This window comes from Paraburkholderia sp. GAS32 (assembly GCF_050434225.1).
Taxonomy (GTDB): domain Bacteria; phylum Pseudomonadota; class Gammaproteobacteria; order Burkholderiales; family Burkholderiaceae; genus Paraburkholderia; species Paraburkholderia madseniana.
Map to the genome: position 1 here is coordinate 96,491 of NZ_JBNPVS010000034.1, position 18,277 is coordinate 114,767.

General features: G+C 59.4%; 20 protein-coding genes. 14 read left to right on the forward strand and 6 right to left on the reverse strand.

What is annotated here, in order from left to right; all coding sequences use genetic code 11:
• Positions 1-14: 14 nt before the first annotated feature.
• Complete coding sequence (locus P3T25_RS32745; protein ID WP_429361084.1) at positions 15-1,319, forward strand: purine-cytosine permease family protein; 1,305 nt, start codon at positions 15-17, stop codon at positions 1,317-1,319.
• 377 nt (positions 1,320-1,696) lie between these two features.
• Here the strand turns inward: P3T25_RS32745 and P3T25_RS32750 are convergent, their stop codons facing one another.
• Positions 1,697-1,903, reverse strand: coding sequence for a hypothetical protein (locus tag P3T25_RS32750; RefSeq protein WP_429361086.1), 207 nt, complete (start codon positions 1,901-1,903; stop codon positions 1,697-1,699).
• 254 nt (positions 1,904-2,157) lie between these two features.
• Here P3T25_RS32750 and P3T25_RS32755 point away from each other — a divergent pair, with 254 nt between their 5' ends.
• From P3T25_RS32755 to P3T25_RS32765, 3 genes are all read left to right on the forward strand, one after another.
• Complete coding sequence (locus P3T25_RS32755) at positions 2,158-2,793, forward strand: hypothetical protein (protein ID WP_429361088.1); 636 nt, start codon at positions 2,158-2,160, stop codon at positions 2,791-2,793.
• Complete coding sequence (locus P3T25_RS32760; RefSeq protein ID WP_429361090.1) at positions 2,790-3,584, forward strand: hypothetical protein; 795 nt, start codon at positions 2,790-2,792, stop codon at positions 3,582-3,584. Before P3T25_RS32755 ends, P3T25_RS32760 begins: the two co-directional genes overlap by 4 nt.
• 169 nt (positions 3,585-3,753) lie before the next feature.
• Positions 3,754-4,155: a GFA family protein gene (locus tag P3T25_RS32765; protein ID WP_429361092.1), complete on the forward strand. Its 402-nt coding sequence runs from the start codon at positions 3,754-3,756 to the stop codon at positions 4,153-4,155.
• A gap of 377 nt (positions 4,156-4,532) precedes the next feature.
• On the opposite strand, the gene P3T25_RS32770 is transcribed toward P3T25_RS32765, so the two are convergent.
• Positions 4,533-5,303, reverse strand: coding sequence for an alpha/beta fold hydrolase (locus tag P3T25_RS32770; protein ID WP_429361094.1), 771 nt, complete (start codon positions 5,301-5,303; stop codon positions 4,533-4,535).
• A 173-nt stretch (positions 5,304-5,476) separates the two neighbouring features.
• On the opposite strand from P3T25_RS32770, the gene P3T25_RS32775 reads away from it, so the two are divergent.
• Entirely contained in the window at positions 5,477-6,082 is a 606-nt protein-coding gene (locus P3T25_RS32775; protein ID WP_429361096.1) for a TetR/AcrR family transcriptional regulator, read from the forward strand.
• Positions 6,083-6,525: 443 nt separating this feature from the next.
• Positions 6,526-6,954, forward strand: coding sequence for a hypothetical protein (locus tag P3T25_RS32780; RefSeq protein ID WP_429361098.1), 429 nt, complete (start codon positions 6,526-6,528; stop codon positions 6,952-6,954).
• A gap of 366 nt (positions 6,955-7,320) precedes the next feature.
• On the opposite strand, the gene P3T25_RS32785 is transcribed toward P3T25_RS32780, so the two are convergent.
• Positions 7,321-8,403 (reverse strand): aldo/keto reductase, encoded by a 1,083-nt coding sequence (locus P3T25_RS32785; protein WP_429361100.1) that lies wholly within the window; start codon positions 8,401-8,403, stop codon positions 7,321-7,323.
• A gap of 85 nt (positions 8,404-8,488) precedes the next feature.
• On the opposite strand from P3T25_RS32785, the gene P3T25_RS32790 reads away from it, so the two are divergent.
• From P3T25_RS32790 to P3T25_RS32810, 5 genes are all read left to right on the forward strand, one after another.
• Positions 8,489-8,896 (forward strand): MarR family winged helix-turn-helix transcriptional regulator, encoded by a 408-nt coding sequence (locus P3T25_RS32790; RefSeq protein ID WP_429361102.1) that lies wholly within the window; start codon positions 8,489-8,491, stop codon positions 8,894-8,896.
• A 1,134-nt stretch (positions 8,897-10,030) separates the two neighbouring features.
• Entirely contained in the window at positions 10,031-10,594 is a 564-nt protein-coding gene (locus tag P3T25_RS32795) for a hypothetical protein (RefSeq protein ID WP_429361104.1), read from the forward strand.
• A gap of 246 nt (positions 10,595-10,840) precedes the next feature.
• Entirely contained in the window at positions 10,841-11,023 is a 183-nt protein-coding gene (locus tag P3T25_RS32800; protein WP_429361106.1) for a hypothetical protein, read from the forward strand.
• A 122-nt stretch (positions 11,024-11,145) separates the two neighbouring features.
• Positions 11,146-11,454: a topoisomerase DNA-binding C4 zinc finger domain-containing protein gene (locus P3T25_RS32805; protein ID WP_429361124.1), complete on the forward strand. Its 309-nt coding sequence runs from the start codon at positions 11,146-11,148 to the stop codon at positions 11,452-11,454.
• Positions 11,455-12,000: 546 nt separating this feature from the next.
• Positions 12,001-14,211, forward strand: coding sequence for a sialidase family protein (locus tag P3T25_RS32810; RefSeq protein WP_429361108.1), 2,211 nt, complete (start codon positions 12,001-12,003; stop codon positions 14,209-14,211).
• 210 nt (positions 14,212-14,421) lie between these two features.
• Here P3T25_RS32810 and P3T25_RS32815 read toward each other — a convergent pair whose 3' ends face one another.
• Both P3T25_RS32815 and P3T25_RS32820 read right to left on the reverse strand, forming a co-directional pair.
• Complete coding sequence (locus tag P3T25_RS32815) at positions 14,422-14,772, reverse strand: phage holin family protein (RefSeq protein ID WP_429361110.1); 351 nt, start codon at positions 14,770-14,772, stop codon at positions 14,422-14,424.
• Positions 14,773-14,898: 126 nt separating this feature from the next.
• Entirely contained in the window at positions 14,899-15,183 is a 285-nt protein-coding gene (locus P3T25_RS32820; protein WP_429361112.1) for a CsbD family protein, read from the reverse strand.
• A 345-nt stretch (positions 15,184-15,528) separates the two neighbouring features.
• On the opposite strand from P3T25_RS32820, the gene P3T25_RS32825 reads away from it, so the two are divergent.
• The 3 genes from P3T25_RS32825 to P3T25_RS32835 all read left to right on the forward strand — a co-directional run bounded on the left by P3T25_RS32825 (position 15,529) and on the right by P3T25_RS32835 (position 18,059).
• The gene (locus tag P3T25_RS32825) at positions 15,529-16,335 is read left to right on the forward strand and encodes a transglutaminase-like domain-containing protein (protein ID WP_429361114.1); all 807 of its coding nucleotides are present in this window, start codon (positions 15,529-15,531) and stop codon (positions 16,333-16,335) included.
• Between the two features lie 446 nt (positions 16,336-16,781).
• Positions 16,782-16,955, forward strand: a complete 174-nt coding sequence (locus P3T25_RS32830; RefSeq protein WP_429361116.1) for a hypothetical protein — start codon at positions 16,782-16,784, stop codon at positions 16,953-16,955.
• A gap of 399 nt (positions 16,956-17,354) precedes the next feature.
• Positions 17,355-18,059: a LuxR C-terminal-related transcriptional regulator gene (locus P3T25_RS32835; RefSeq protein ID WP_429361118.1), complete on the forward strand. Its 705-nt coding sequence runs from the start codon at positions 17,355-17,357 to the stop codon at positions 18,057-18,059.
• Between the two features lie 38 nt (positions 18,060-18,097).
• Here P3T25_RS32835 and P3T25_RS32840 read toward each other — a convergent pair.
• Positions 18,098-18,277, reverse strand: a 180-nt coding sequence (locus tag P3T25_RS32840) for a hypothetical protein (protein WP_429361120.1), incomplete at its 5' end; no start/stop codon positions are given.

Sequence of the window (18,277 nt, forward strand, 5' to 3'; positions counted from 1 at the left end):
CCCAGGGGGACATCATGACCAGCTCGACCGAACAGCACGGGCTCGACGAAGAGTTCGAGCACAAGCCCGTTCCACTCTCGCATCGTCACCGGTTGTCTTCGGTGGCGGCGGTGTGGTTCGGCTTTCCAATGATCATCACGAACGCGGTATTCGCCGGCATCATCGCCTACAACCTCGGCTTTTCGCGAGCACTGCTCGCGATCCTGATAGGCAACGCGATTCTGCTTGCGTACGTGGGCACGTTAAGCTTCATCGCCGGTAATACCGGCCGCAGTTTTGCACTGCAGGCCGAGCGTACATTCGGCAAAAAGGGCTACGCGATCACATCCGGCTTTCTCGCGAGTGTCGTTGTCGGATGGTTTGCGTTTCAGACCGGTCTCACCGGGACGACGGTGCACGCGTCGTTCGGGTGGAACGAAACGGCGACCATCGTAGCGGCCACGCTGCTCTATACAGCTGTGACGTTTATCGGTATTCGCGCGCTCTCGATCGTCGGCATGATCGCCGCGCCGCTTTATTTGATCCTCGGATTTGCGGCGCTGTATCTGATCGGATCTGAGCATTCGCTGTCGGGTGTGCTTGCGTACGACGGGCTCGGCGCGAACAGCATGATGTCCTTCGGCGCCGCCATCACGCTGGTGGTGGCGACGTTTGCCGATTCTGGCACGATGACCGCGGATTTCACCCGCTGGTCGAAGGACGGAAAGAGTGCGGTCTATGCAACCCTCACCGCATTTCCATTTGCCAACATGGTCGCGCAGGTGTTCGGCGTCGTGATCGTATGCGCAGGGGCCGCCGCAGCGCCGGCGACCGAGGGTGGCAACTTCATGTCGGTTCTGACCAGCCATGGCGGCGTGCTGTCGGCCATTGCGCTGATCTTCGTCTTCGTGAACCTCGGGTCGGTGTGCACACATTGCCTGTACAACGGTGCGGTGGGCTGGGGGCGCATCGCGAACAGGAAGATGAGAACGATGACCGTCCTTCTCGGGTTACTTGGTGGAGTGCTGGCCGTGGCAGGCGTGTGGAGTCTGTTCCTGAACTGGCTGAACCTGCTCGGCGTGCTCGTACCCCCGATCGGCGCGGTGATCATCGTAGACCAGATCCTCGTGCGGCATTACTCGTACGACGACGACGTGCCGAACTTCCGTGGCAGTGCGTTCGCGGCGTGGGCATGTGGCGCGTTCGTTGCGGTGCTCGTGCACGCGACGGCGCCGTGGTTCTCCGATGCGGTCGCCGGAATGCTGGTGGGTGGGTTCGCGTATTACGCGCTGTCCCAGGGGGCGAGGCGCGCGGTGCGTCAGCGCAACAGCTTGCTTTAGGAGCGCGCGGGCGCTGCGCTTCGGCAAAGGGCGGGGCGGCCTGTCTTCAGGTTTGCTCCGTCGAGCTCAGGTCACCGCACCGCGCGAACGTCTCGTCAGGTCGCCCCGAACCGCCTCGCCGGTTCGCTTAAGGCCCCCTAAGCCGCGACCATCTGCAACTTTGAAAATATGCTTTTCATCGGCGGTGACGCATCACGTCCCAACACTGGCGTGGGCCCATCTGCCCGAGCATCCTCCGCCGTATCAATTCGCGACGGTAGTGACTGGCAACCAGCACCGCGGCGACGGCCAGTCCCAAAACCCCCCACGACAATTCCCGCCCGCGAGTCACTCAAGGAAGGCTCCCTTGGCTGAAGAACTGGATCACCCAGTAAGTGTCATTTGTCGTCAAGCATGCGAGCAGCAGCTTTGAGAAAAAGCTGGCCGTCGTCGGTAACGCGAGGGCGTTGTTGACCGGAGGCGAGTTGCTCCAGTGTGACAAGTTGTCGTTCAAGAAACGTTTCCAGATCTGCACGATCCAGGCTCATTGGGTCCGGCGCATCCTTGAGCAGCATGAGCGTGGCGAATTCATGTGGACCGAGCATCTCCGTCTCCTGGCTACACCTGCGTTTCGCTGGCAACCTGATCCGTTGTACTCGCTTCACGAGCAGGATCAATTCGCGTAAAACGAAGGAAAATTGTCACTGGACTGTGCTCGCGGGGGCAACGGTTTAGTCATTGAATTGACAACATTGCTTCGCTAACTGGCGAAGTAAAGTCGTCACTTCGCGTTAGCGCGAATTAAAATTGTCAACTCACGTTCGTCCTAGACCATGAAATCCTCAGGCAGGTGGTACACATGGTCGACGTTTTGCGAAGCTTCGAGCCACTCACGCTGCCGCGTTCTCGCGGCGCGCACCGTTATGACGTCTTCAGTCCGAAACTGGGGCGACGTCTGACCCTATACAGGCGCAGCGCTTTCGAAGCATGGCTGATGCTCGAAGCGGATCCTGCTGCAAAGACATTCTGTGAACGGCCTGGCTTCGTGGCAGTCGACGGGCAACGCTGCGTCGTCGATTTCTGGGCAAGGTTTAATGACCACGAATGCCTGGTAATACTATCGGAGGCAACATCGGCGGCGGATCGCCCGCGGAGTCGTCTTGACTTCGACCCGGAAGCCTTCGCCGTGCGGCACATTGATGCAGCCGAAAGGGCAGCTGCGCGTGTGTGGACCGGTAACTGGCAGCGCATGCTGCCCGTACTTGTCGCCGCTCGGGGCCTAGTCAAGCCTTCGATGCTCGGTGCGATCGAGCGGTTTGTCGCATCGCCCCAATCGCTGATGACCGTAGAGCGTGAATTCTCCACGGGCGATCCATCACTCGTCCGGGCGGCCGTTTTCGAACTGCTGCATCGCGGTCGCATCCAGGCGCTGGAGTTACACACTGAAAGCCTGACGTTTCTGACGCGCTTCGTTGCGATACAGGCCACATCATGAGCCGCCGCAGACCCGAATTTCAGACGCTGGATCTCGCCTCGTGGCCGACAATCGCATGGACAGAACTCGACGCCACCGCGCGCAGTCGCGTCCAGAGGCAAATCGACGCCATTGAGCGTTACGCCAAAGATGAGCCTGTCGGAAGTATTGAGGCCGCAACTGGAGTCAACCGCAGACAGCTCTACCGGCTTCTCGACAGGGCGCTCTCGCTGCATGCCGACGGGCGGCTATACGGCTTCCGTGCGCTCGTTGCTCATGCCCGCGTGACGGAATATACACGCATGCTGCCCGTTACCATGCGCGGCGAACGAAGCGGTGCCGTCGGTGCGCTTTCGCTGCTGTTTGAGTGTTATCCCAGACTCGCTGCGTGGCTCGTGCTGCAGATCAGACAGCGCCGCGTGACACTCAAGCAGATACCTTCGAACGACGGCATCCGGATCCGGCTGCACGGTTTGCAGGCTTTGCACGAAAGATTTCTGCAGGAATGCCGGCAGCTGGGCTTGACAGCCGCCGATTATCCGTTCAACACCGCGGGGCGAGCGATCCGGTCGCTGTCCTCGCGGGTGAAGGCGGAGCTTTTGCGCGGTTTTGGAATGGTAGCGGCTGCTGCAGGCGCCTCGCACCTGAAGGGACTACCACGTTCCGACGATGTACGTGCTCCCGCAGCGACGCGGCCTTATCAGGTTGTCGAATTCGATGGTCAGCGAAGCGCGCCGCGAATGGATCACGCGAGGTGTGCACCAGCGTGTCTCGTCCGCGGAAGTCTCTTTTCGACCCTCAACGGCCTTTAAGCTTTTCCGGAAGCGGTCATTCGCTAACGCAAAATCGATTTTTTAAAAAGGTAAGATAACGCGCATCTCGTTAGATGCCTGCCCGCGACGAGGCAGAGGTTCTCACACCGGGTTACGCCGAAGCATTGACACTAGATGTGTACAACGCCAAGTCTAGGGAGCGCATAGGATGACCGAAACGAACCGAACCGCCAGTTGCGCTTGTGGCCAACTCACAGCTACGACATCGGATACGCCGGTTGGTGTCTCCGTTTGTCACTGCCTGGATTGCCAACGCAGAACCGGTAGCGTGTTCGCTGCACAGGCACGATTTCTCGCAAGGTCGGTGGCCATTGCCGGTACCTCAAACACATTCGTCCGGGTTGGTGACGGCGGAAGCAAAAGCACGTTCCATTTCCGCCCTACATACGGTGCCACGGTGTACTACACCAATGAGGAACGTGAAGACAGCATCATCATCACCGTTGGGGCATTCGCAGACCCGACATTTCCCGCCCCGAACTTCTCCGTGTACGAAGAACGCATGCACTCCTGGGTTGAAATGCCCCCGGGCATCGAGCACATGGAATAGCCAGCGACAGCAGTCGTCTTAGCTACCCGAGTTTCATTGTCGACGATTTGGATGCTTGCATCGACCGTCCCTTGTTGGCCGGTCAGTACCCCATGCAGGTTGCGTACGCAGCCCAAGCTTCGCAAAATCGCGATCGGCAGCGCGCGACCCGTTGCAGTCTTTGAATGAAGTACTGTGTCAAAGGCCGGTTTTTAATGCGAAGCGGTCGCCAGTCAAAGCAACGCAACTCACAACTGGCCTGCCTGGATATCGACGGAAGTCCGGAGGGGGCGTCGTGCCCCGCAGGCGCATGGCTTTGCGACGACAACGTTCACCGTGAGACCGCCGTGAACGCCGCCTGACAATCACCACACTCTCAGACGGCGTATCGCCTTCAATCATTCCTTGCTGGACTTTGCTGCGGCTTGCTCGATGAGCTTCGCCACTTCGGCCGGATGCGAAATATAGGCCACGTGACTCGAGTTGATCTCGACGGCCGTGCTCCCGGCGCGCTTCGTCATGAAGCGTTCGAGATCGGGATTGATTGCGCGGTCTGCCGTCGCCACGACTGCCCAACTCGGCTTCGTTTTCCATGCCGGGTTTGTGATCGGCACGCCAAACGACTGGGCGGCCGGCATCACCTGCGAGATCGCCATGAACTTCGCTTCGGCGGCGGGTACGTCGGCGGCAAAATCCGTATGGAACTGGGCCTGGTCAAGATACAGGTAGCCGTCTGCGGTTGCCTTGATCGCCTTGGTCGCGGACGGCATTTTTTTTGTCAGATCCATCGGGCTTTCGCCGGCATCGGGCTGAAACGCAGCCACATAAACCAAGCCAGCTACCTTCGCGTCGTTGCCCGCCTCGGTCACCACCGCGCCACCATAGCTGTGGCCGACGAGGATGCTCGGGCCGTCCTGCGCATCGACCACTCGCGTGGTCGCCTTCACGTCATCTTCGAACGAAGTTTCCGGCTCTTGCACGACGGAGACCTTGTAGCCGTCGCGCGCCAGGATTTTCGACACCGCCTGCCAGCCCGAGCCATCGGCGAAAAAGCCATGCACCAGGACGATATTCTTGACGGGTGCAGCCACTGCTGCGTGTGATCCCAAGGCCGCGGCGGAGAGGGCGATTGCGGCGGCGACACGGCTTGCGTATGAGGAAATCTTCATTTTTCATGCTCCAAAAAGTTAGATAGCTAGAGAAGTCGACACAGGGCACTTCCCTCGTCGATTTAGCCATCCTACTAGTAGGATGGCTAAAAGGCAAGAAAATCTTCACGACTGGAAATCAGTGCCCGCTCCGCGTAGACTGTCGGCATCCAACCGACTAGATGGTAGGCAAAATGACGGCGACTGGGGATATTACTGCGAACAGGATCATTGAAGCGGGACGGCAACTCATCATGCGTCGCGGCTACAGCGGGTTTAGCTATGCCGACGTCGCCGACGCAATCAACATTCGTAAGGCGAGCATTCATCACCACTTCCCGTCTAAAAATGATCTCGTGATGGCGGTGGTGAACGAGTGGCGGGCAGCGTTTGACGCCGACATGGCCTCACTTCAGGCGAGCGGTGCCGACGCTCTTGCGCAGTTGCGTGCCTACATCGGCCATTGGGAACGCTGCATTGCGGACGATAGCGCTCCGTTCTGCGTAGCTGGCATGCTCGGCGCTGAACGCCCCTCGCTGCCCGAGGAAGTAGCGAAAGTGGTGAAAGCGTTTTTCGATAACCTCACGGCGTGGCTTGAGCAGGTGCTCGAGTCGGGCGCGAAAAATGATCTCATCAAACTGGGTTCCTCGGTTCAAACCGAGGCCGCAACGCTCGTGTCGGTGGTCTACGGTGCCATGCTCGCTGCACGGGCTTATGGCAATGCCGCGTTATTTAAAGAGGTCACCGACGGCGCAGTCGAAAGACTTGTGAAACCGCGCAGGCGAACCAGCTCAGCCTGAAGTACGCGGTGTCACGCACTGGCGTGCGTTCCACATCTCCTGATTGGGAGCGCTTGAGGACATCATCGAAGGTCGATGACGCGACGTTCATCCTGGTCACTCGAACGGCTGTTTGGTGGGTGGAGGCGACGTCTGAACATCTGCGCATCGCGACCGGCGAATGTCTCTTCCTGGCGTGCGCCGTGAGCGGACGTTCAAATAGCCTAGAATTTACAGGAGACGCATCGGCTTGACGCTCGCTGGGTGATGCAGCGCGGCTCTAACGCGGAGCGGGCATCGCAGTTCCGCGCGCGTTCCGACTTGACCGCGATGGTAAGCACGCCAGGGATACCTTCCTGCGTCACGAACTAAGGGCCGAAATGATCGCTGCTGGACGGGCGTCGCCGCATATCGATCGCTGAGGCCCGTTCAACTCGGACGGTACAACCTATGGGAGTAAAGCCATGGTCGCGGTCAAATACGACGATCTCTCTATGGCCTTCGACTTCATTAGCTCCGCATCGCCGATGGAACACAACGCGTATGTCTCGCTCGATACGGGCGAAGTCTATTGGACATCTGATTCCAACGACGCATTCGACGAGGATATTCCTGACGACCTTGAAACTTCGGATCGCTACCTTACGATACCGCATAAGAACGATCTCGATCTCGGAAGCAGTCTCGCCTTGCGCTTTGTCGCACAAGAGTTACCTGCGCGTTACGACCAGGTCGAAGGATTTTTCCGACGACAAGGCGCTTACTCGCGCTTCAAGGATCTGCTGCAGCGCGAAGGCGTTCTCGAAGCCTGGTATACGTTTGAAGCCGACTCTGTCGAAAGCGCTCTGAGGCAATGGTGTGCCGAAAACGGCATCGAAATTCTTGAGACGTGACTGGTCGTTTAGTCAGGCGACAAAATGTCTGGCCGCAGGGGTTACCTAGGGAATTCAGGCGCCGTCGTGACAAAGAACCACCGAGTATATCCGCTCCGAGTCGGATCAGAACTCGCCGGTCCAATTGCCGGCAATCGGCCAGGAGGCGTCATTCGCCCGCACCGTCGCTCGGACATTCAGGCGTCGTTTCCTCCCAGGATGCGGCCATTCAGTTCGCGATGTTGAACGTTGCTTGATCGGCCGAAGGAGACCTTCGCACCGCACTGACAGCAGACATCCGCAGCCGGCTGCTCTTGAGCGGCGTGACTAACTTCCAGGTGTCGCACCCGGCGGGATTGCACGAGTTGTGCGCCCGTGCGCTGAGAGTTAGTAGATCTTGTCGCCCTTCTTTAGCTCGAAAGGCGTCGGCGGCGCGTAGAAGCCGTTCACTGAGGTACCGCCGTTGTGGAAGGCCGAAAACCAGGGCTGTATGCTCTGGGGGAAGCTGAACGTCGGCTTCGTCAGCGCGTCGAGCCGGCCGAGTTCCTCGGCCGAGAGTTTGACGTCGAGCGCTTTCAGGTTGTCCTCGATCTGTGCGAGCCGTCGCGCGCCAATGAGCGTCGAGGTCACACCGGGCTGCGCCTGAACCCAGGCTAGCGCGACGCGCGCGACCGTGCTCTCGTGCGCCTTGGCGATGATGTCCAGCTCTTCCAGGATCGAATAGGTCTTCTCGTTGAAGACGGTGTCAGCGATGAAGCGATCTGGCTTGGTCTGGCCGGCGTTGTGTCGCGTGTATTTGCCGCTGAGTACGCCGCCCTTTAGGGGCGACCACGGCGTAATGCCGACGCCGAACTCGCGAGCCATCGGCACGAGCTCCTGCTCGACGGTCCGCTCGAGCAGCGAGTATTCGATCTGCAGCCCGACGAACGCGGACCAGCCACGGAAGCGCGCCGTGACGTTTGCCTCGGCGATCTTCCACGCAGGTGTGTCGGAGACGCCGATGTAGCGTACCTTGCCGGCCCGCACGAGATCCTCGAGCGCGGCCATCGTCTCTTCAATCGGCGTGTTCACGTCCCAGTTGTGCAACCAGTACAGGTCGATGTAGTCCGTCTGCAGACGGCGCAGCGAGTTGTCGCACGCCGCAATGATCGACTTCCGGCCAGATCCGCCGCCGTTGGGATCGCCGGGGTACAAGTTGCCGCTGAACTTCGTCGCGATGACGAGCCGGTCGCGCCGGTCGCTGTGGCGCCCCACATGGTCGCCGATGATCTTTTCGGAATGACCCCTCGTATAGAAGTTTGCAGTATCGATGAAATTACCGCCTAACTCGATAAAGCGGTCGATGATCTGTTGAGACTCCTCGACGCTGGAGCCCCAGCCGAGGACTTCACCGAAGGTCATCGCACCGAGACAGAACGGGCTCACACGCAGCCCTGAACGGCCGAGGGTAATATAGTGATCAAGGGACATGGTGCTCTCCGAGTTCGTACAATGGTACAATTTTTCGTTAGTTCCAATTTACGATAGTTTATTTTTGAACCAATAGTAAGTACCCATGCCAAGAATCGATGTCGGAAAGATTTGGTCCCTCAACTACCGGCTCGTGATGTCGGTGGTCACCAGCGTCGCGCCCGACATTACCGAGCTCGGGCTGGAGACGAAGGAGCTGTTCGTGCTCGCCGAGGTGGACGCGCACCCGCACCCCGCGGAGCTAGCCGGCGTCCTCAGCATGCCGAAGCCGACCGTGACGATGTACGTCAAGCGGCTCGAAGCTGCGGGCTTTCTGCGCCGTGAAATCGATGGCGCGGATCTGCGTCGCCATCGACTCATCCTTACACCCGACGGGCGTAAGACGATGGCGCGCGGGCTTGCGCTCCTGTCGAACGCGTTCGGCGCCCGGCTGGCACGGTTGAACCCAGCGCAGCAGTCGGAGCTCGCGACACTGCTTGAGAAGCTGATCTGAGGTACCCACGCGAATCCGCTTTGCGCCGTTGAACACGCATCTGATAACCCTGATTCTTTTCTAGCTCCAAGGCCGGCTTGGCAGATACGCAAGGTGCAATGGACCGCCGCTGACAACTGCTGCATCCCTCAGCGTTGAAACGCTGGCAGCTGCGCGGACCTACTGCTACGGCGACGTCCGCCGGGGTCGAAAGCGCCAGCTAACCGTGCGAGAAGGCTGACCTTGCTGAATGGCGGCCATGAAAAAGCTCGGCCGGATGAGATGGCCGTTGGACCGTTGGACCTCGGAAGCCGTCGTTGAAGTGGCGCCGGATCAAGCGACGGCTCAGGGTCGGTTTGCGACGATCGCCGGTACCGTTTGTGCTGCGCAGGCGATCTGTGAGGCGTCGCCGGCACGGCGACGAGCCGCTCCGCCGGCAGCGGCGTGCCGCAATCGCCGCCAGTCCGCATCAGGCCACGGCTAACTGACGAACTGGCCGAGGCTCGATCGTACCTTCAGGACGCGTTGCGGCGTACCGAGACCGAAGTGAGCGTCACGCGGAGGCAACGTGCTGAAACAGACCTCATCCACCCACAGCGCGACGCGCTAAGCGCTGAGCCGGCTTAGCGTACGATTTTTTCCGAATTCTGAAGCCACCCCCTGCACGGCGCGAAAGACATTCTGGTGAGCGCAACCGAGGGCGTGTCACGCAACGTTCACATTGCGAGCGTCATGTCCCTATCACTGTGACGCAGTGCGGCCAGTGATGTTGTGCGACCTTGCGTTGGCGCCAGCTCTAGTATGCGGCGCCGGCAAGCGCGATAACGAAGAGCCTCCAACTTTGACGAGCAAACGCGGCTGATGATTCTGCATGGAGTCTATCGGCCTTCAACGCTTGAAAAGCACGTCGCTGATTCCTAAGATTACGCAACAGATGCGAAGCGTTTGCTCGCGAACGTCGAACGCGCCTCAGGCATGCCCAAAGGAATTTTGGGTAAATCATGCCGCAGTTCCGGTGCTCAACCGGCCTTGGCAACATTCGACGCGATTCAGTCTTGAAGAATCTCAGCATTCTTTCCAATAAGCTGTTACACACCCCTTGTCCTGTTGAAAGGGCGGGGCCTCGCTGTACCCACTGGAGACGCGGAGGTTGACATGAAAAGGCTGTCAGTGATGGCGGGATTACTTGTGGCTTTGGTTTATGGAGGAGTGGCATCAGCAGCAGATTCTGGTCCTTATCTGGTTGGACACTGGAAGCTCAACGACAGTTTTACGGACTTCAATAGCCCTCCAGCTCCGATAGTGACTGACAATACCGAGTTCGTGTTCCTCAACCCGACGCCGTTGACGCTCACTCTCGAATACGCTTTCTTTGATTCGCAGGGTACATTCTGTGGTTGCGACCGCGATACGCTGAAGCCCAATGGACGTACCCGGTACACCATGGCAGGGGAGTTGCTGGGTGGCCAGTTTTCCAGAAGACTGTGCCCTGGTACGAACTCGGCGAACCCCCAGACCGACGGCGTGATGAAGACCATCGTCTTCACCAAGTCGAATGGTGATGACGTTGAGGTTGGCGACGCGGTAGAGGCGGGTTACCAGATTGATGTATTCGGAAGCTCACGAACGGAAGCCGACCTGAAGGCAGTTGTTCTGAATCATCACACGACGGACGAAATCACCTCAATCCATCGGCAGTGCGTCAAGTTCATTAAATAGCAACTGAGGTGGAATTCGTAGGTCACCCGTCGAAAGTCGCGTTTTTACCTTGATTTGAATGCCCGCGCTAGTTCCGCCCGATTGCCGCACCACCGACAGGTGGACAATGGAGGACAAGGTGGCGCGAATGAAAACACACAGCGAAGCGGAGAAGCTGATCGAAGATCTCCGCAAGAATCAGCCTGCCACCGTCGCGCGCGTGTGCGCGACGGCCTGCTGGATTCTGCATCAAAGGAGGAGGCGTTGATGAATCGCGATCTTCGGCAAGTGGCGGCATCGGCAAGGCTTTCCGTGCTGCTGGACCAGCTCGAAACAGCACTGCCTGTGCTGGCCCGCGCGCCGTCGCTGCAGCTAGCCGACTGGTCGGTGCGCTCATTGCTCGCCAACGCGCCGTGCGCGATCGCAGGCGGTGCAGCCGGCGCGCAGTGACGGGATGCCGATCGCGACACTGTTTTAGCGAAGCGTGCCCCCTGGACCGGGCCCGGGAGCATGCAGCGATGGCACAGCCACCGGGACGCGGAATCTATCTGTGCCCAAAGTGCCGCAAACCAATGCGCCGGCTCGACGATCTTGTGCCGCCACGGTGGGAATGTTCGACGGCGCCAGTCTGTTCGTACACGCAGGCGGATGACGATGGCCGACCGGCCCCGCCGCCGGGCGTGGCTGGCAATGCAGGCGCTGCGGGTCGACGTCCGGAGAACCCGTCGCCACGCCTGGTAGCATCGGCACGGGTCGGGGATCATTGTCCCGACTGCGGCAAAGGCTTTCTGGTCCTGAAGACGCTGAGTCGCACCGGCAAGCCCTTCATCGGATGCACGCGTTTTCCGCGGTGCCGGTTTTTCAGTTGGCCGGGCTATTGAGGACTTCGCCAATTGGCGCGCGTACCATGGGCAACATCCTGTCAACGCTGAATGGAAATGGCATAGGCGCCGCCATTTTCAATGAATGTCGCAGAGGGGGCTTTCTGTTGGACCCCCGAAGGGCCGAATTCGACCACACCGATACAGGGAATGGGCGGGCCGGCGCAAGACGCTATACATGCGTACGCGAGAACGCCCGCACCGTGCGTGATGCCTGCCGACCACCGCTCCCCTATCGGGGTCGCCCGGGTCATCGAAAAATTTGCGGTGGTCGACTGCGAATCCAGCCGGGTCAGTTCGTCTTAGAGCTAACAACAACGGGGATTCGTAGTCCAATCCCTCTCCGAGTGTCGACCACGGATGCAAAACTATTTCCCGAGGTGGATAAGAAAATAGCAGGGCTACTGCCAATGGCGTTACGTAGGAGGAACGATGCTCCCGCTCATTCTTGGACCAAGATACAACATCCGCGTCACCTGCGATGCCAGCCCCAGCAATGACCGAAGTGAATCGACGATAGGAGTCAATCCGACCAATCCGTACAACATGGTCGCGTCGTCCAAACGATTCACCGACCCGCACACCTATGCGTTCTCGCTCGCCGCGTATTCGACATTCGACGCGGGCCGATCGTGGCAGGAGGCTGCGCCCCTCGGGCTCCTCGCGGGCTGGGACGGGGTTTCGGATCCGACGGTCGCCTTCGATGATGTCGGAGGCGCGTATCTCGTCGCTCTGCCGTTTCAGGGAGCCGAGCCGATGGCCATAGCGGTGTACAAGTCTACGGACGGCGGTTTGACCTGGTCCGCTCCGAACCTCATTCACTCGGCGCCTGGCGATGACAAGCAGTCGGCCGCAGGCGATACCAATCCCGGCAGCCCCTATCATGGCCGTGTTTACGCCGCCTGGGACGGACCGGGTGGCATGCTCTTCGGGCGCACGATCGACTACGGGGCCAGCTGGCGCGGGACCGGAGCGAACCCGGTCGGAACGTCGCTTGCTCCGGCCTCGTTCGGACCTCAGGTCGTCGTGGCCGCGGACAGTAGCGTCTACATCTTCTTCATCGCCGGCACCGACATTCAGTTCGTCAAATCCACCGATGGCGGGGATTCGTTCTCGAACCCGGCCACCGTTGGGAGCGGAATCACGGGCTTGCCCGGCCAGCTACCCGGTGGGACGTTCCGGACGCCCACGGTCGCGACGGCGTGTGTTGGGGTCAATGCGACCGACCTGGTTGTTGCCTGGGCCGACTATCGACAGGGAGTCGCCCGCATCTACTATGCGCGCTCCAACAATGGCGGCGCCGTGTGGCAGGCGGGCAGTGGCTCCGGCATGCCGCTGATGAGCGGCGGCGCTGTCTCTGCCCCTGATCAGCACGAGTTCCAGCCGCAGCTTGCCTGCACGCCACAGGGGGACGTCGGCTGCGATTTCTATCTCTTCGGGCCGAAGGGCGGCGGCACGACACCGCTGATCGACGTTGTCCTGACAGCGTCGGCCGACAACGCGGCAACCTTCGTGGATCGGGCCACGGTGACCGAGATGCCGTGGGACCCCACAGTGGATGCCGTCTGGGCGCACGGAGATCCCAACGTCACCTTCATTGGCGATTACTTCGGTCTGGCCGCGAGCCCGCTCGGGTTCTTCCCGTTCTGGATGGACACTCGCACCGGTACCCAGGAAATGTTCACTGCGCGTGTCGCGGTCCGGCCCGCGAACGTCTACATCAGGGACTCCTCGAGCGACACAGGAACGGTACCGTCACCCGGCAATCATTGGGAGGCTCCGGATCTGATCGTGCGCCGGCAGCAGGACGGCAACGCTGTCTGGGTCGATCAGGATCTGCTGCGCGACGGGGTGACGGACCATTTCATCTACGGCAAGATCACCAACCTCGGGCCCAATCCCGCGGAGAATGTCACGCTCGCTGTCACCGTTGGCAACTATCCCGCGCTCGATGCGCTGCCTGGGCTGGAATTTCGTTATCCGCAGGATTGGTATCCGGGCGACTGGCAGACGGCTGCGGTCCAGCAGAGACACCTGTATCTCGGTGAAAGTGCGCCGAACAATCTGGCGGTGGGCGCCACCCGTATCTTCGAACCCATTCGCTGGTCCGCCGCTCAGATTCCTCAGGAGGGCACCTGGCACCCATGCCTCCTGGCCGAGGCGCGCGGGGACAACAACGACTCCGCAGGCGGCCTTGATGGTGCGCCGCTGCTGGTCGCGCCCGGTACGTGCGATTACGGCAGCTACTTCTGGGGCGACAACAACGTCTGTCAGCGCAACCTGTCATACGCACATGTCTTCGCCGATGCCGAGAGCCTGATCGAGTTGCCCTTCATCATCGGCAGTCCGTACAGTCACGCAAAGCTCGTCGAGGTCATCGTCCACAAGGACTACCGGCTCGACGACGTTCCGATGATTCTCGAAGTGCTTCCGCCCAGGAAGGGGGAGAAGCCGCCTGTACCTGACAGGAATCACATGCACGGCGCCAAGCTTACTGGCAAGCATTGGAACCTGACCCATCGAGTGGCTGGAGTCGGCTTTGCGGTTGAACCAGGGCAGACGCTTCGCCTGAAGCTGTCGGTCAAGCTTCCCAAAGAATTCGATCTCGACGCGCCGACGAAGCTGACCATTTTCCAGCGCAATGACGGCCATGTCACCACCGGCAGCGCCATCCTCGAACTCGTTCGCGGCCACGTCAGGCACGCGAACCCCGAACGGAAACAACGTGCTTCTTCGACGCGCAAATCGGGGCGATGACGCCGCGCACCATCGGACTCCAGCTTTTACTGCACGCACTTTACAAAATCGGCCTGCCTGCGCCGTTTTGCTTACACGTGATTTTGCGAGGCACCTTTTCCGAGCTGGGCTGTCGAGCTCCATCGGCCAGCTGTTACCGCCCGGGGCCTTTTAATTCTGCTGGTCGTGTCTTCGTGACCAGCCCATGAATGAAGGTTTCGCGCCGGGCGATCACTCGACCTTTCGAATAATCGATAAGGTGGGATCATGTCGAATATCCAGGTCACGCACGATACGAGCGTGAATAATGCGAGAAGCGAAAGCAATATCGCCGTCAACCCAAACAACCCGACGCAGATCGTAGGGGGGTCGAAGAAGTTCCGGGACATTCACAATTACGACTTCATTCTGGCCGCCGAACAGGTCAGCGACCGCAAGGGCAACCAGTGCGCTCAACTCGCGTACCAGACATTTTCGGGTCTCCTCGAGTTCGACACCAAGGAGTTCACCATAATCAGTGGCTCGCTCAGCACAGAATCTGCCGACGTTTCGCCACTTCGTGACTTTCGAACGCATGGACATTACTGGACTCCTCGGGGCTGGCTCGTTGCGGCAACGCCGTGGCGGCCCGCCAGGTGCTTGCCGTCTGCACCTCGTCTGCACCTCTTCTGTCTCGAAGGCAAGGCGCGACTAGCCTTACTCCCAATCTCACCGGTCGTGCGGGACGTTATCGGGCCTGGAGCGATTTGCTGCGTGTAACGTGCCGAGAATGAAGCCGACGCCGGCGGCAATCGCCAGCGCCTCGAACGGCCGCTCCACGGTGGGCTCGCGTAAGACTTCGGCAAAATCGGCATAGAGTTGCCGTGCTTTGCCACTGAGTTCCTTCGCCGTTCCGCTGACTTGCGCACTGGCATTGCCCAACTGATCCACGACGGCCTGCTGCACGTCTCCGGCAGCCTCCCGTAGTGTTGCTTCTCCTTTCGTCGATTCCATTGTCTGCTCCTCAAGTGAGTGCAATCCGGCCGCACTGGGAATTAGTGCCGGCGGGAAAGTCGAAAACCACGCTCCTCTGCAAAGCGCTGAATCGGCAGTGGGGCGCGGTGCGGAATGCTGCGCAAAACCTGGGCCCAACTCGACAAAATCATTGAGCCGCGCACAAGAAAGAATGTCTCTGCAGTTCCACGAAGTGGCAGTCGCAGCGCAGTCCGGTAGGCGAGATACAACGCTTCAGTGGCAAACGCACCACTGCGGCCCGTGGAACGGTCATTGCTAAAGAGCTAGAGAATTAGTCGACGGCCTTCGATCGAAGCCCGTAGTGCGGCCGAAAAAGGTGTTCAGATGAGACTTCGCGTGGGTTACGAATTAGTGTACGAGTGTCCGCAAGCGACGCCGATGCTTCTTATGTTGAGTGCGCACAATTCCCGCGCGCGGAACATGATCGTTCCTGATCGCATCAACACCCATCCGTGGGTTCCGCTCCGGCAATATCAGGACTCGTTCGGCAACCTCTGCACGCGCATCACGGCGCCGCCGGGCCTGCTGACGCTGTCAGCGCGCGGCGTATTCGAGGTGCCTCCCGATCACGAGCGCCGCGAGTCTAATGGCTATCAGCACACGATCGAGGAACTACCCGATGAATGCATGATGTTCCTGCTCGGCAGTCGTTACTGTGAGACAGATCTGCTCTCCGAGGCCGCGTGGCAATTGTTTGGCCACACGCCCCTGGGGCAAAGCCGCGTGCAGGCGATCTGCGACTATGTTCACAACCATGTCCGCTTTGACTACAACTGCGCACGGCCGACCAAAACGGCTTGGCAAACTTGGCAGGACGGTGCGGGCGTATGTCGTGACTACGCCCATCTCGCGGTCGCGCTGTGCCGCGCGATGAACATTCCCGCGCGCTATTGCACGGGCTATATCAGCGATGTGGGTCTTCCTCCTCCCTACCCGCCGATGGACTTTTGCGCATGGTTCGAGGCGTATCTGGACAACAGGTGGGAGACCTTTGACCCGCGGAACAACGCGCCGCGCACGGGCCGGATCCTGATGGCACGCGGCCGGGATGCGGCCGATGTTGCAATCAGCAATACCTTCGGACCGGCGGTGCTCAGCAGATTTATGGTCGTCTGCGAGCCGGATCTCTGATCAGTTGGCGGGTTAAAGATGCGTTAGGCGCCTGAGACGTCCTCGAATCCGAGCGCGAACGCAATCCACGAACACCGGTCACGTCAGCGCCTTAAACAAAGCGTACGGGCCAAACGGGTTTCCGCAGCTGTTGAAGCCCTTCAAAACCGCTAATCGTGTCCGTAGATTACGCTAATGTAAGAGTTGATACCGCGCCGATTGCCGGCACGGTTACCACCGCGCTAGCTATGATTGCAAAAGAGTCACCACTCAACGAGGCGCGCGCAAAGCGCTGGCAAAAACAGTATTAGGGGTCGAAAAAGCCATCTCGCTACGTGGGATTTTTCGTTGCTCCAAACGGCCAAAACTGCGTAAGGCGGCTTGCGATACGGGGATACGATTTTCGTGTGAACATCCTGCCATCACCACGGGACTGCTGAATAGCGCACGTAAAGGAGCGTCAACGCATGGAATTAGTTAAACGGGCATGGAAAGACCCGGTATGGAGCAAGGTAATTTCAGCCGCGATCATTTTGGTCATCGCTTGGATTGCGCAACATTTCTTTGGAAGCACGGAGGAGACCGCATACCACAAGGCATTTACGCCGCTCCAACTGCCTCACTGGCTCGATCGACGCTGACAACGTGCCTTCTGAGATCAGGCGAGCAAGACGCGGTGGTGCCAGCAGTCGCTACAAGGAGGCGTTTCAGCAACTAGCGATTCTGGCCTGAACGCCGTGCGTGAACCGGACAGGCAGGGCAAGTCATACACTATGGTCCCGGGGTGTACGTCGCATATCTGGGGCACCGAGCTGTCGGTACTTCGCAAACATCTCGCCGCGAAGCTGTCGGCGCGCCACCACCATTTGCGGCTCACCGTCCTGTCCAAGATCGCCGCGGAGGGCCGATTTGATGTACCCTGTCCATTCTTCGGCTTATGCGACCTCGCCCGATATGCTCTAAGCTACAAAGCGATGCTGCGCACAAGCGCAGCGCGCTACGAATGCTTTTCTCCAGGGAAATAAAGAGGAGAAGCGAGCATGAAAATCCTATGGGTCGATGATCACGAGATTCTTTGTGTAGCTCTCTCCGAATACGTCCAAACACACGCGTCGGAGTTGGGTGCGACTCCAATCGAAGTCACGCCCGTATTTACGCTTGCCAGCGCACTTGAAGAAGTAACCAAGGCGCCTCCCCCTGACCTGGTGTTCCTGGATCTTACTCTGGATGGTGATAATCGTGGCGCCACGACACTTGAACGTTTCCAAGCTGGGAATTCATCCAATGTTCCCGTGGTGATCTGCACGGGACTCGGTCTTGGAAACGATCACGACATTGAAATTTTGCGAATGTGCATGCGCGACTACGCCGCTCGAGGAATCCTTTTGAAAGGAGGCGCGCACAAAAAAATGTTCATTGGACTGAGCAGGATCTTAGGCGGTGAACTCTGGATTCCGGAAGAAGTCTTGCTGCGCTTTACCTGCTCGGCGCAAGCGCCCTCAGCTAGCCCGAATCAGCGTCATCTTGGACTGTCTCCGCGAGAATGGGACTTGGCGCGTTGCATTGCACGTGGCCTTTCAGGGAAACAGATCGCAAGAGAGCTTAACGTCTCCGAGGGACATGTCCGACAGGTTTCCTGTGTTATTTACGACAAGCTACAAGTCAGAAATCGCGTTGAAGCTGCACTCAGAGTCAATGCCGAGCTGGCCCTTGGGAGGGAGGCTGCAGATAAGGGACTGTCTTGACCTCCGCTGACCACTCGATGTTCCCCTTGGCATCACTTTCATCCGCCTTCGGACGATTTCTGCGGGTTATGTTTTGCAAGTATGGTCAACAACGTCTGTTCCGAAACCGGCTTCGACAAAAGCTGCATGCCACTGGCGGCGACTTTTTTGAGCACCGCTGACGAGGTGTCCCCCGACCACAGGATCGCAGGAATCGATGCGTCGACAGCGGTACGGAC